Here is a 13,145-nt window from a genome sequence, read left to right as displayed (position 1 = left end):
GGTCAAAAGTCTGGAAGCAGACCTTCCGGACCGGTCTCCCTGGTTCACACGCAAAAGTTCAGAATTAAATACAAAAAACCCACTTGGTTCGTCGGGGTGGGGTGGTGAAAACCTCCCGAGCCTTCCCGCGCACGGACCGGCTGCACTCCAATCCATGGATTTTTTTCTCACCCAGCGATAATTCATGTTCTATCGAGGGACGCCTGATCATTTCTTGGCAAAGAAGGATTGATAGCTCGGACGTTTATGGACCGCGCCGGAAAAATAGCAGATTGCGACTAGCAAGCGACGGCAACATGTGTCGCGAAAATCAGGGGAAGGGGAGCTCTCGCTGCCTTAGCTTGGAATCAAGAGAGTCGTCGTTCGCTCGCTACTCAGTGCTGGATTCGGCTGGCTAGGGGGGCGGAGTGATCCGGGCGTGTGAGTTGGAGGGTTCGTCGGCATTGCCGGGCGAAACGGAAGTGGCTGGCATTCGATAGGACAGACGCGAATGACCCGGAACGGACATCTGCTGTCAGCCTTGCCAGGCAGTAACAGCGAACATTGATTCAAAACTGGTAGTATTGCCTTCATCGTCGGAGGTAATTCTATGGACATCTGGTGGCTTTTGTTCGCCGTGGGGTTCGTGGCACAGCTGGTCGACGGCGCGCTTGGTATGGCCTACGGCGTGCTGACGAACACCGCGCTGTTGGCTATAGGCTTGCCGCCGGCACATGCCAGCGCGCTGGTTCATACCGCTGAAGTCGTCACCACGAGCGCATCGGCGGCTTCGCACATCTATCATCGCAATGTGGATTGGCGGATGGTGGCGCGCTTGGGCGTGGCAGGAGTGTTGGGCGCGATTTTAGGCGCCTGGGTTCTATCGAACATCGAAGTCACAGCCGCGCGCCGCTTTGTCTACGCCTATTTGCTTATCATGGGACTCTATATTCTCTGGAAATCGCGCCGGATCGAGCCGATACCACGAACCCCCGCACGCTGGACTCCAGTGCTCGGATTTGGCGCAGGGTTTCTCGATGCGACTGGCGGCGGCGGGTGGGGACCGATTACAACAACAACGCTCGTGGGGTCAGGGCACGCGCCGCGCTACTCCGTAGGCTCGGTCAATACAGCTGAGTTCTTCGTTACCGTTTCGGCGGCAACCACTTTTTTCACGGAAATTGGTGCCGTGCCTCTGGAACACCTCATTCCACTCGTGCTTGGCGGCGTGCTCGCGGCTCCGTTCGGAGGCTGGTTTGTGAAGCATATACCAGCTCGGGGTCTGATGATGGCCGTAGGCGTGCTGATCGTGATGCTCTCTCTAGTGCAGCTTTTCCGCGCGCTCCGGTCCACTTAGTGCGCTTTTCGTCTGGGGAAGTAGCCGATATTATTCGGACAGGCGGCTAAGTCCGGTTTTGGCCCTTCGCGACTATTCGCGCGGCACGGGGCAACGTCCGAAGTGGAGGTGAGACCAGAAGTCATCCGCTAACGCTCAAACCGACGCTCATGACCCGAAGCGGTCATGTCGAGGCGTGAGGCTCACAGCTTTCGTTGCCGTGCGTTCCAGTGCCTTTCAAGATTGACGATCAGCTGATCGCTAAGATGCAGGAAAGCTTGCTCGAAGGCGTAGGTCGTCAGATACTTGCGCAATGCTTCTAGCGGTTCGGTTTGCTGCCGGATGGCTTTCCGATTTGCGCCAGGGCTCACCATTCCCGATCCGACTGCGCGCTCGATGCACCGTGAGACAGCCAAGTCCATTTCGTCGGCCGCCACCACTTCGTTGGCAATCAGCCGACCCTCCGGTGTGTCAGCGTAGAACATCCGATCAAATAGAATTGCCTCGCGTGCCAGCCGCTCACCGACAAAACGCGGTAAGCGCATATTCGCGGCACCGGGCAAGAACCCTTCCTTGCGCGCGGGCAAATTGAAGTAGGATCCCGCTTCGGCAATAACATAATCGACTACCAGCAGAAGCTGGCAGCCGCCGCCGATAGCGAACTTATCGACGGCTGCGATCCACAATTTCTCCCAGGTCCGTTCAGGCTCCTCGATCGGTATACCGAGGTGATCAGGTTCATCCTCGACTAGCACGCCGCGGTAAAGTTTGTTGTGCAATCCCATGCTTCTGAAAAGGAAAGACAGATAGCTCTGCTTTCCCTGGTAGATGCGTGTCAGGTTGATCCCCGATGAAAACACGCGCTGGCCTTGGTACTTCGGATGATTGACCGGGCTCCCCCGCAGCACGCCGATCTTGACGTCTGGATGCAGCAACGTCAGGTCGGTCGCGATCTCCAAGGGACCAACCACCGTATCGTCCTCGGAGTTGAGGTATCTTTCGTTGTGAATGGTCACATGGCCCGCTTCGCCTCGCACCTCGACACGAGCGGTGCCCAAATCGACGTGGCCAGTGGCGATAAACTCGGGCAGAAGCGCAAGCGATTCGGCTCGGGGACGCAACATCGAACGTATTAAGTGATGCCCCGTTTGCGCATCGGCCATGATTTGGCTAACGAACAGACCTTGGTGAATCTCGAGACCATCCTTGTCGGCCTGCATGCGCTCACTCTCGGTCGCCAGCTCAGCCTGAGAAGGCAGAATGTCGGGCCAGCGTGCAGCAGCCGCCCAAAGAAGCGCATCAACGCGAAGGGATTGTGTGCCTTCGCGTGTGAGTTCGCGATACGTCTGCACGGCATGACGACGGAAAAATCGCCACACAGCGTCGGCCGTCAGATGAACGATGGCCTCCCCAGCCTTTTTCTGCGTCTGCGTCCGCTGCGAGCGTAGCGGTAGTCGCGAGAGCAGCGCACGGCCGCTATTGATGGCAGCCCGCAATTCGGTGGCGGCGAGCGTCGCGATGCTGTGGTCGCGGGCGACCAAAAATGCTTCGCACTCGGTGCTCGGTAGCGCGGCGGAAAGAACCGGGTGCTGCTGTTCGCGAGGAAACGAAAGCATTGGAGACCCTCAAGTGACGTCTGACGGTAGCGCGAAATGGCCTCCTCCAGCAATCTGACATTGTCGGTAGGGTGCCTAAATACTGTCGACGGCGGCTGTCTGAAAACTCCCAGTGCAGGGCGCTGAGCAGTTCACTCTTGGCCCTGATGCGAAGTCCGGGCCGGTCCTGATACTGTCCGCTGAGCGGGGCTAACCGGAAGCAGCCGAGCGATCCGTAAACCGGTGACCCACGCGGACACAAGCCCCTATCCGCCTTTTCTGGAAGGCGATACCATTAGCGCAAGTCTAAGGGGAGCGCATGAGGAGGCGGGAGTTCATTCTCGGTCTTGCGGTGCTCGCCAACGTTGACCGCGCGAGCGCTCGAGGCCGTGCGCGTCGTGTCGGGGCTCTCATGGCCACGCCAACTCAAGCTAACGTTCTCGAAACAACTCTCAGAGAGAAGGGGTGGATACTCGGCCGGAATCTCCAGATCGAATATCGAATAAGTCAGGGGGATACCAATCTCTCACAGGCATATGCCCGGGAGCTGCTCGCTTTGCAGCCTGACGTTCTGTTCGCAGTGGGAAATACATCTATGGCCGCACTGCATGCCGAACATTCTAACATTCCGACCGTTTTCGCGATGGTCAGCGATCCAGTCAGAATGCATTACGTCGAGAGTTTCTCGAAGCCCGGAGGCAACGTAACAGGCTTTACGCCATTTGAACCATCCCTCGGCGGTAAATGGGTTGAGCTGATCAAGGAGATCGCGCCAAACGTCGAGCACATAGGGATCGTTTATAACCCTGAACCGGGCAACAATTCCGCGGCGTTTCGCAAGTCAATTGATGAAGTCGCGAGCAAAGTAGGGATTGCCTCGATTGAAACACCGAGCGGCGATAGTTCCGACATTGATCGTCTTATTCGGTCGCTCAAAGATGAGCCGAATAGCGCGCTCATTTTTCTGCCGGATGCGATCACTTTTGTCCGACGTGTTCAGATTGCTGCGCTGGTTGCGCAGTGCAGGTTACCGGCGATCTACGCGCTTCGCGCCTTCTGCGACGCCGGCGGCCTCATGTCGTACGGGGTGAATATCGACAAGAATACCGCAGGCGCAGCATCCTATGTTGATCGAATCTTGCGCGGTGCCAATCCTGCCGAACTGCCTGTTCAAGCGCCAACCGAATTTGAGGTGGTCGTGAACCAAAAAGCTGCACGGCAATTCGGCCTGCAACTGCCGCCCGCGTTGGTCGCTCGCGCGGACGAGGTGATCGAATAAGGCTTGTCAGTTCCGGTATTGGCCCAAAGGCAAGATGTGGGAAATCAACATTGACTTCGCTTCTTGAGGAAGGAGCGGACGCAAGTTGGACAAGATGCAGTGATGAAATTCAGGACCGGTGGAGATCCCGGAGCTTGCAGCCGAGTACAGTCCCTGCCAGCCCCGCACCGACGACGTTCGCGGCAATTATGACCCAGTCGCATCGAATGAGCCCGTACACCAACCAGAGACTCAGCCACATCGTCAACGCAATGAGCATTTTCAGCCATAGATCTCGTGTTGATCCACGAGCCGGCATGTGAATCGATGCTATCGAACGGGTCCACACTCAGCGGAACAAGCAGGCGGATCGGCCGGAGTTCACGCACGTTCCAGTAGAAAGATTGATGCGCGTGCGTGCCAAACGGATCGTGGTCATGTTGCCGCGCGGCCAAAACGCGCGCGACCATCAGTAGCATTGTGTTTCTGATTGCAACGGTCGTCTTTTAAGCGGTGAAATCTATCGGTCGTGGGTGCGCTCTCGAGAGAGGCCAGCACATGATTGAGCTTTGGAACAAGTGGTATGAGACCTTGGCCTCCGTCGAGGGGCTCGCAGCCGTTGTCATTGTTGCCGTAACGACCGCTGGCGTTCTTACGTTGATTGAGGGTCGGCGGCATAGGACAACAAAACATTGGTTGGAGAGGCGGAAAACGGCCAAGTAGACCGGGTAGTTCAACGAGTAGATGGCTCCTACATAAAGCGCTCGTATGCAGGAGAATCAAATGATCGCTTCTCATGCAAGTTGGAACAGGAATGCTCCTTGGCGGGACACATCCTGCTTATTCGCGTTGTTGAGCATCCTGGTCGCGACTCCCGCCCTCTTTATGATACTCCTGCTGGATTCCCAACTCGTCTTACCAGCGCTCAGTCTTCTATTTTTCTCAGACGCGATGATCACCGCGCTCTTGGCCTGGGCAAAGCCAGAACATGTAACGTCAGAACATGTTACGCTCTGGGATATCGCAGGTGCGTTCACCATGATGTGTTGCGCCGCAGCGGTTTTTGGCGAACCAGATCAAGTCGCAATGCTTTTCGGGGCGCCGGTCGGACAACATTCGGACGCCGTTTTGGGAGGTCGTCACCTGGCGCCCTGATTGCCGGCGACGTCGGACTAGAGTTGAATTGGCCGCTCTGTTTTGGATGGTAACGGTCAATCCATAAGAACGTAAGCGACCATCGCTCGGAGTTGCCATTTCCCTGGCATCGGGGACCATGATCCGTGTTAGATTTTCTCAATACGGATGTTCTTAGCGTACTCTTGCAGGTCGTTCTAATCGACCTTGTGCTCGCCGGCGATAATGCCATCGTCATCGGTCTTGCCGCAGCGGGACTTCCTCAGGCCCAACGAAGCAAGGCGATTTTGATCGGTATAGTCGCCGCGACGATACTGCGCCTTCTGTTAGCCGGGATAGCGACGCAGATCCTGCAGATCGTCGGCCTTCCGCTCGCTGGCGGGATCCTGTTATTGTGGGTATGCTGGAAAATGTGGCGAGAGTTGCGCACGTCCCCCACGGGCCCCACCGATAGGAAAGGGGCAATTGGAGCAATCCCAGAAAGCAAACCTCGTAAAACACTCATCCAAGCGAGTTGGCAAATTATCGTTGCCGACGCTTCCATGTCTCTCGACAATGTTCTGGCCGTCGCAGGGGCTGCGCGGGAGCATCCAGTGGTCCTGATTTTCGGCTTGGGCCTTTCCATCGCGATGATGGGAATGGCCGCTTCTTTCATTGCCCGCCTTCTGGAGACTCATCGTTGGATTGCTTACGTCGGTCTGGCCGTCATTCTCTACGTGGCACTTGAGATGATCTTTCGCGGAACATTGGATGTCATGAAGGTCGCGTCGATATGACGGCCCTGTTGTGTCCGACGGCACGCCAAAATTTCCCCGTTGCCCGACGAGACACTGACTGCGCTCCACTCCGGAGGCTGCGCCGCTTTGCCCCGTCACGGTCCCATACCAATTCTTGCGAATGCCATCGCTTGGGAGCAATCTCGACCTAGCTGTCTGGTCGGTCGCGGACTTCGGCCTTGAGGGTCAGGTGCCCCAGTTTTCGAGTTTACTGATTTTGCACAAATTGATGGCGGCATTTGCCGCCGTGGTAGCAGTCATATTCGTGAGCGGCGCAATCGTCTACGACAGACTTAGCGTGATCGAAGAGGCCAAAAACCGGCGGGTCCATACCACTGACGTGTTGGACACGCTAGAGGCGGCAGTGGCCGCAGCGCTGGATCAACAAACTAGTCTGCGCGGCTATTTGATCAGCGGCGACGAGAAATTCTTGGACCCGTACCGCAGAGGCAGCGCCAACTTCAGCGCGGCAATCCGAAAATTAAGAGAACAGACTTCGGATAACCCAGACCAGCAAAGTCGTCTAGATGAATTGAACAAGCTAGCGATGACGTGGCGCGTCGAGACCGCCGAGCGGGAGATCGCGCTGATGGCGGATCCCACGACTCGGGAGCAGGCGCGCACGTTGGAGGGGGCGACCGGCAAGGCTGCCATGGACGCAATCCGCGCCAAGGCGAGCGAAATCGAGAAGGTTGAGCGCGATCTGTTGGCAAGGCGTGACGCCGTACAGAAGTTGGCATATGCTACTGCATACACGGCAACCGTGATGGGCGCCGCAGCCTCGCTCATGATCGCAGTGTTGATGGGCATACTACTCACACGCGCGATCGCGCGGCCGATCACACGCATGACCGGGGCTATGGCGGCGCTTGCCAAGGGAGACACGAGCATCGACGTGCCCGGAATTGATCGGCGTGACGAAATCGGCGCAATGGCGGCCGCGGTCAATGTTTTCAAGAAAGGCATTGTCGAACGCCAAAAGACACAAGTCGAGCTCGCTCATGTCAGTCGCGTAGCCACAATGGGGCAGCTGACGGCCTCGATTGCCCATGAGATCAATCAGCCGATCTCGGCTGTGCTTACTAACGCCGACGCCGCCTTGAACTGGCTCGCCGCGGACCCGCCAAACCTGGACAAGGGCCGCGAGTCCCTCCACCACATTGTCACAGATTGCCAACGAGCTGGCGACATCGTCCACCGGATCCGCGCTATGGTCAGGAAAGCGCCGGTGCCCAAAAGTCGGCTCGACGTCAACGCAGCCGTTCTGGACGTCACCGCCATGGTCCGGAGCGAGGCAGTGAGGCATGGAATCTCGGTACAGATGCAACTCGCTGAGGACCTGCCGCAAATCGAAGGTGAGCGCATTCAGCTGCAGCAAGTGCTCCTTAATCTGATCCTCAATGCCGTGGAAGCCATGAACAGCCTTGAGGACGGCAAGCGCGAGTTGCAGATCAGTACCGAAAGGGATGTTGCAGGCGGCGTGCTCGTCACTGTACGGGATTCGGGCCCGGGGCTCGAGCCGACGAGTGCGGAACGTGTTTTCGACGCGTTTTACACGACCAAGCCTAACGGCCTAGGCATGGGGCTTGCCATCTGTCGGTCGATCATTGCGGCTCATGGCGGACGGTTGTGGGTCACCGTGAATAAACCGCGGGGCGCCGTCTTCCAGTTTACCCTCGCTCCCCTCCAGGACTAGATGACGCCACTAGCCCTTGCGCGGCTGCAGAGTTTTGCGGCCGATGCTCGGGATGCGCGAGATGGGCCCGAGGCCTCTATTTTGCGGACTACCGGTGCAGCAGCGTGGCGCTGCCGATCGCTGGCCCGATGACGACATGCGGCTGTGGGAACTGTTTGCGCGTCTGTGCCCCGCGCAGGGCACCGACTAGGCTGCAGTGTTAGTCAGACCGTCCATTGTTTATCCAGCGAGGAGAGTGGTGCCGATCTCGACTTAAAATCATGGCGCGAGTACCGGTCTCATATGAGTCCCGGCCCGGACCGTAGTGGGTATAAATCGTTTGAGTGTTACGCTGTCTAGCGGTCATCTGCTGGTCCCGCATTTCGTTCGCGCGACCCCGAATGGGCAGCTCACGCGACTTGTCGTCTGTCGGGCGAACAGCGAGAAGTTCTGCAAAACCCACGCGCTGGTGGGCGATTATTGGCTTGAATACTAGGCAGGCTTGGCAGAGGGGATGAGGTGCTCGACGGCAAGCTCGCTGCGTTGATCGAGTCATGGCGACGCAAGTATCGTGCCTAAAGGATGTTCGGGTCGACGACCGCTTCTGGGGCCGGAGCTGACCTTTGCCTGTGCGCGGACGGGGTCTGCTTTCGAAGCTAGAGCGAATAGTACTCAGCTGACAACGTCGGCCAATGGCCGGCTTATCCCATAACAACTGATTTGCGAACGAGGCAGCCGTCTAGTCCGGTCTGCAGGTCAGGCCTAATCGTATGTCGGCTACCGGAGGATACGCCGACCTGCGAGGCCCGCGTTGCGCACTTCCGTTTGTGACCCTAGCTGTGTAAAGACGCGAATTCTTCAGCTCGTCATCTATGTTGAAACCTCTTGCGAGCTTGAGTGCTACATCGATCTTGGACGAGTAAGTTGTTCTATCGCGATCAAGCGGCTCCGCCTTTTCACACAGCCAAGACCCTAAACGGAAGTCGCAGGGCAAGGCGGTCCGAACCTCCGGGACGGGCACCAGCCTGCAAGTTCGGGGTAGCGCAAATGCAATTTGGACTACCTTTGCATGGACCAGACGATAGCGTTCGACCAGACGATAGCGTTCGTGAGGATTCGCTGGTAGCGAGCGTCCTGCCAAACTGCCGGCTCGTGGCCTAGCGCCGTGTAGAATACTCGCCCATTGCCGTAGCGTCGGGTCCATGCGAGAGGCCAATCATAGAATCGTTGATGCACACCGGCCTTGCTAAGGTCCACCGAGCTGGGGTCGAGGCGCAGGAGGACGTGTGATCCACGGTGGTCGAATTCGCTGATTTGGTAGATCTCATCCTCGACTTGCAACGAAGTCCCGAGAAAAGCCACCAGGGGATTGCTGGGAACGATTGTCGCGGCCTGATGCCAGGGATGACCGTCGAAGTAGCCGCCGATCAGATCGAGATAATCCGGCCAAGTGTAGAATGTGTCCGTCGCCGAATGAATGCCGACGAAGTCACGGCCCCCGCGAATGAAGTCGAGAAGTGCCGTCTTTTGCGCGTCGTCCATGGGAATTTCGCCGGTTGTGTAGAATATCACCGCGGCGTACCGGTCGAGGTTTTCGGTCGAAAATTCTGACGTGTCGTCCGTTGCGATGACTTCGAAGGCGCCGGAATTCCTCCCGAGCTGCATAAGTGTCGCACTGGAAAGCGGTATCACTTCGTGCCGATAGCCGGCGGAATATGTGAAATAGAGGACTTTTTCTGCGGAGCGCTCTGCATGCGCATTAGCTCGTCGGATTGCCAACGTGCTACTGAGGAGTGCGATGAACTCTCGTCGCGTCACCATCCTCTCCCGACGCTGCTCGCCTTCGCCGCATTGAGTGCCATCACCCGGACCAAGTTCGAAACCAGATCACGCAAGGGGTATCCAGACCGACAAACTACAAATATACGAACGTCGGTGGCAAGGTCTCAACTCCTATGGGCTCCCCAAAGCGGGCATACATTACTCCGAACACGCGCAGCACTAAATGTGGATGTCTGCCTCTGGCCCGCAGGCGAAGATCGCAATGACCTCCGGCACGTCGGCAGTTGGGCCCAGACGGATCATCGCGAAGACGCGGCGATCCGGACGCGAATGACCCATTGCGGAACTTTGCCGACTTGAGGCAATCTCGTGGCGACGCGTTCTCGCGTGGGAAGGATCGTCCCAGCTTAATTCTGACACTTCATCCGGTTGTTCAGTGCAAACCCGAGGCCTTAGAATGAGACGGCGAGATGTGATTACTGGGATCGCAGGCGCCGCGACTTCATCGATATTGCCGCTGATGTCAGCGCGAGCCCAGCAATCGACCAAGCGATACCGGATTGGCTATCTCGCTTTGTTGCCAGGTGAGGATAAGAGTTATGCCAAGCTCCTTTTGCAGAGGCTTCAAGAGTTGGGCTATCGCGAGGGGCTGAATTTAGTCTGGGATTACCGATCAGCGGAAGGACACACACACGCGTTGGCGCCACTGGCTGTTGAATTGGTCAGCGCCGGCCCCGACGTATTGGTTGGTGGGTTTGGGACGCTTGCTCCAAAGGCCGCGATGGCAGCTACTCGCATTATTCCAATCGTGTTTACCTCTGTCGGCGACCCTGTTGGTGCCGGCTTGGTCAAAAGCCTACGAGAGCCCGGAGGAAACGTCACGGGCATGAGCGTGTTGGCGGCTGATATAGCGGCAAAAAAGCTTGAGATGATCAATGAGCTCGTTCCAGGCAAAAAGCCGACTGCAGTGTTGGGCAATCCGGATACGCCTTTTACTGCGCTTGCTTTGAATCAGGTCAACACGGCGGCCGCAGTTTCAGAAATACCGCTGCTGCTCTTCGAAGCGAGAACGGTGGAAGAAGCGCTGACGGCGATCGATGCTGCCAGCAACGCCGGAGCCGCGAGCATGCTTGTTTTGGAAGATCCAGTGCTGCTCGGAGGCTTGCGGCAAATCATTGACCGCCTCGCACAGGCTAGGCTGCCCGCCGTATTCGGCCCCAAAGAATGTGCTTCAGCGGGCGCTTTGATTGCCTTTGGACCCGACCAGAGGCACTTATATCGCAAGGCCGCAGATTACGTAGACAAGATTCTTAAGGGAGCCTCTCCGGCAAACCTTCCGGTCGAGCAGCCGACGCAGTTTGAGCTTATTATCAATCTGAAGGCGGCGAAAAAGATGGGTTTAGCTGTTCCACCTGCCTTGTTCGCGAGTGCGAGCGAGGTGATCGAATAGAGAGCGCTCGCCGTAGGACGAAACGACGAGGGCAGGGTCACGTCTCCTCTTGGCCCTTCGCGACCATTTGCGCGGCACGGGGAAACGTCCGAAGTCGAAGTGAGACCGGAAGTCACCCGCTAACGCTTAAACCAACGTTCATGACCCATTGCAGACTTGGACAGCGCCCACGCTTCTGCGCAGCATCAAAAGCCTCACTTCACACCAAACGAGTAAGGACAAGGGGCTGGTGCGCGAGTACAACGGCATTTGGAATGCGAGCAATGCCTAGACCAACCGAATATAGCCCCGAGGTGGTTGACGCGATCTGCGGCAAACTGCACCGCGCGAAAAACTTTTCGCGCGGTACATTCTATGCCCACGTCCCGATGCCACGGCTCAGACGTAAGCGATTGTATAATCCACGTGTACGTGAAACTTCAAAAGGTCGGCACTCGTACGCGGAAGAGCTTGGATCTTTTGGGTTGTTGAGACATTTTCTTTGAATCGACCAGTAGGAATATCCAACCAGACCGCAGTGCCATACGGCGTTTCCGCAATATCGTCAGTGTCCCAAAATGCGCTGGCGTCTTCTTCCACACATCGGAGTGCAATGCCTATTCCGTCAGTGTCTGCCGTGAGCGGCTTGGGTCCCAGCACTGTAGCCAGTCCATATGGGCTGAGGTCGATCTGATTGTTTGGCGCCTTGTCTGTAAAACTTGAGATGGTGAACTGCCAGTCCTTCACTACTGTGGGCTGAGGCTTTCCACTCTCGCGTATCTGAAAAGCAAACCTCCCCGGTCCTGCCACGCTGTTAGGATCGGAATCATCGGTGATGACGAGCTTGCTGAGAATTATCGTCGCAACCCTTTGCTTGGTGGTGAAGGTTCCGGAGACTTGTTGCCACGTGCCTGTTGAGGTTGGAGTACCGACATCGAGAATTGTGACCAGATAATTGAAACTACTAGTTGGTACCAGTGGCGCCACTTCAAATTCGTGAACCGTCAAACCCTCAGATTCAAGAGTCTGTTCCGCATTAGCCATCGTCTGAAAGCCTGACGCATCCGCAACAGGCGGAGTCTTACCAATCTGGACGACCGCAAACGAAGCTACCGTCCCGGTGGCAACCCGGAAAAAAGCATATGTTCCTCCTACGTCGGGGGTGGCGGGTTCTCTTAGCAGCGGGCCAGTACCGGCGATCGCGCGAACAGCTATCTGATCTTTAGGATCAACCCGCCGCGGATCATTGGGATAGTTCGGCCAACTCACCGGGTCCACATCTCGCGCATCGAATGCTTCTGCTTCATATTTCTGGCCGGCTTTCAAAGTGATCGGATGATTCCCGCTCCCGTCAAGACCTACTGGTCGCCAGGGCTGCCCAACAATTCGCTCCCGAATTTTGAGGAAGACATCAGTTTTGTAGGTGACAGTCGCACTGGCATAGCCTGTGGGGGCAGCTGTAATCAGAGGAGGTGCCGACAGAAAAAGGCCCATGGAATTTGCTCCCGATACTTTTAATTTGATCAAAAAGCGTGGTTCCGATGCACGCAAGCATGCTCCTCAAATTGGCTACAGGCAACTGCAGCTTTGGCCCGTCGCTGCCGCATCCCACGGCCGAGGATATGTCGGCCGTCAGGGGAAGACCGGATCAAACTTAAACCGGGCTAAAACGTCGCGATTGACCCGAAGGCGACATCGACCAGACGTCTAATCGGCCCTTCAACTCACCTGTGTGCCCTTGTGTTATTGTATCCCTTCCGAGAACTCGATGGAGGGACGGATGGACATTCGATCGAAATTGACGGCGCTGTGTGAAGCGTTCAACGCGCACGACTTGGATTCCATCATGGAGTTCTTTGCTGACGATTGTGTCTTGGAGATGCCGAGGGGAAGCAAGCCTTGGGGCTCCCGCTTCGAGGGCAAACGCCACGTACGAGACGGGCTCGCGACGCGCTTTGAAAGCTTACCGGATGTTCACTACGGCGACGCCGAGCATTTTGTCGATACGATGGCAAACACGGGCATTTCAAAATGGACGCTAACGGGCACTACAGGCGAAGGAAAAAAGATCGAGGTCCGAGGATGTGACTTTTACACTTTTCGCGCGGACGAGGTGATCCGCAAGGACTCGTATTGGAAGATTGTTGAAGGACCTTCGTCAGCCTAACGACGCACATGTCC

General features: G+C 56.8%; 10 protein-coding genes. 6 read left to right on the top strand and 4 right to left on the bottom strand.

Annotated elements, in window-relative coordinates:
• Window positions 1–589: 589 nt before the first annotated feature.
• Complete coding sequence (locus ACNJX8_RS38365) at window positions 590–1,336, top strand: sulfite exporter TauE/SafE family protein (RefSeq protein ID WP_439358840.1); 747 nt, start codon at window positions 590–592, stop codon at window positions 1,334–1,336.
• 182 nt (window positions 1,337–1,518) lie between these two features.
• Here the strand turns inward: ACNJX8_RS38365 and ACNJX8_RS38360 are convergent, their stop codons facing one another.
• Window positions 1,519–2,931: an enoyl-CoA hydratase/isomerase family protein gene (locus ACNJX8_RS38360; protein ID WP_439358839.1), complete on the bottom strand. Its 1,413-nt coding sequence runs from the start codon at window positions 2,929–2,931 to the stop codon at window positions 1,519–1,521.
• 298 nt (window positions 2,932–3,229) lie between these two features.
• Between ACNJX8_RS38360 and ACNJX8_RS38355 the strand changes: the two genes are divergently transcribed.
• Complete coding sequence (locus ACNJX8_RS38355; RefSeq protein ID WP_439410304.1) at window positions 3,230–4,189, top strand: ABC transporter substrate-binding protein; 960 nt, start codon at window positions 3,230–3,232, stop codon at window positions 4,187–4,189.
• A gap of 109 nt (window positions 4,190–4,298) precedes the next feature.
• On the opposite strand, the gene ACNJX8_RS38350 is transcribed toward ACNJX8_RS38355, so the two are convergent.
• Window positions 4,299–4,487 carry a SemiSWEET family transporter gene (locus ACNJX8_RS38350; protein ID WP_439358837.1) on the bottom strand — a complete coding sequence of 63 codons (189 nt, stop codon included), beginning with the start codon at window positions 4,485–4,487 and terminating at the stop codon, window positions 4,299–4,301.
• A gap of 961 nt (window positions 4,488–5,448) precedes the next feature.
• Here ACNJX8_RS38350 and ACNJX8_RS38345 point away from each other — a divergent pair.
• On the top strand, window positions 5,449–6,078 hold the full coding sequence (locus ACNJX8_RS38345; protein ID WP_249758011.1) for a TerC family protein: 630 nt from the start codon (window positions 5,449–5,451) through the stop codon (window positions 6,076–6,078).
• 190 nt (window positions 6,079–6,268) lie between these two features.
• Complete coding sequence (locus ACNJX8_RS38340) at window positions 6,269–7,774, top strand: CHASE3 domain-containing protein (protein ID WP_439358836.1); 1,506 nt, start codon at window positions 6,269–6,271, stop codon at window positions 7,772–7,774.
• Window positions 7,775–8,812: 1,038 nt separating this feature from the next.
• Here the strand turns inward: ACNJX8_RS38340 and ACNJX8_RS38335 are convergent.
• Window positions 8,813–9,574, bottom strand: a complete 762-nt coding sequence (locus tag ACNJX8_RS38335) for a ThuA domain-containing protein (protein ID WP_439358835.1) — start codon at window positions 9,572–9,574, stop codon at window positions 8,813–8,815.
• A gap of 418 nt (window positions 9,575–9,992) precedes the next feature.
• Here ACNJX8_RS38335 and ACNJX8_RS38330 point away from each other — a divergent pair, with 418 nt between their 5' ends.
• Window positions 9,993–10,985, top strand: a complete 993-nt coding sequence (locus ACNJX8_RS38330) for an ABC transporter substrate-binding protein (protein ID WP_439358834.1) — start codon at window positions 9,993–9,995, stop codon at window positions 10,983–10,985.
• A gap of 378 nt (window positions 10,986–11,363) precedes the next feature.
• On the opposite strand, the gene ACNJX8_RS38325 is transcribed toward ACNJX8_RS38330, so the two are convergent.
• Complete coding sequence (locus ACNJX8_RS38325) at window positions 11,364–12,515, bottom strand: hypothetical protein (protein ID WP_439358833.1); 1,152 nt, start codon at window positions 12,513–12,515, stop codon at window positions 11,364–11,366.
• Window positions 12,516–12,744: 229 nt separating this feature from the next.
• Between ACNJX8_RS38325 and ACNJX8_RS38320 the strand changes: the two genes are divergently transcribed.
• Window positions 12,745–13,131: a nuclear transport factor 2 family protein gene (locus tag ACNJX8_RS38320; protein WP_439358832.1), complete on the top strand. Its 387-nt coding sequence runs from the start codon at window positions 12,745–12,747 to the stop codon at window positions 13,129–13,131.
• Window positions 13,132–13,145: the final 14 nt, after the last annotated feature.

The sequence above is a fragment of the Bradyrhizobium sp. SPXBL-04 genome, assembly GCF_051853035.1.
In the GTDB taxonomy this organism is placed as follows: domain Bacteria; phylum Pseudomonadota; class Alphaproteobacteria; order Rhizobiales; family Xanthobacteraceae; genus Bradyrhizobium; species Bradyrhizobium zhanjiangense.
Note: the sequence above shows the minus strand (reverse complement) of the source record. Positions and strands in the feature narration are given on the sequence as shown.

Coding starts and splice junctions, on each gene's coding strand:
- ACNJX8_RS38330 (WP_439358834.1), top strand. CDS start 9,993: ATGAGACGGCGAGATGTGATTACTGGGATCGCAGGCGCCGCGACTTCA.
- ACNJX8_RS38355 (WP_439410304.1), top strand. CDS start 3,230: ATGAGGAGGCGGGAGTTCATTCTCGGTCTTGCGGTGCTCGCCAACGTT.
- ACNJX8_RS38350 (WP_439358837.1), bottom strand. CDS start 4,487: ATGCCGGCTCGTGGATCAACACGAGATCTATGGCTGAAAATGCTCATT.
- ACNJX8_RS38360 (WP_439358839.1), bottom strand. CDS start 2,931: ATGCTTTCGTTTCCTCGCGAACAGCAGCACCCGGTTCTTTCCGCCGCG.
- ACNJX8_RS38365 (WP_439358840.1), top strand. CDS start 590: ATGGACATCTGGTGGCTTTTGTTCGCCGTGGGGTTCGTGGCACAGCTG.
- ACNJX8_RS38335 (WP_439358835.1), bottom strand. CDS start 9,574: ATGGTGACGCGACGAGAGTTCATCGCACTCCTCAGTAGCACGTTGGCA.
- ACNJX8_RS38320 (WP_439358832.1), top strand. CDS start 12,745: ATGGACATTCGATCGAAATTGACGGCGCTGTGTGAAGCGTTCAACGCG.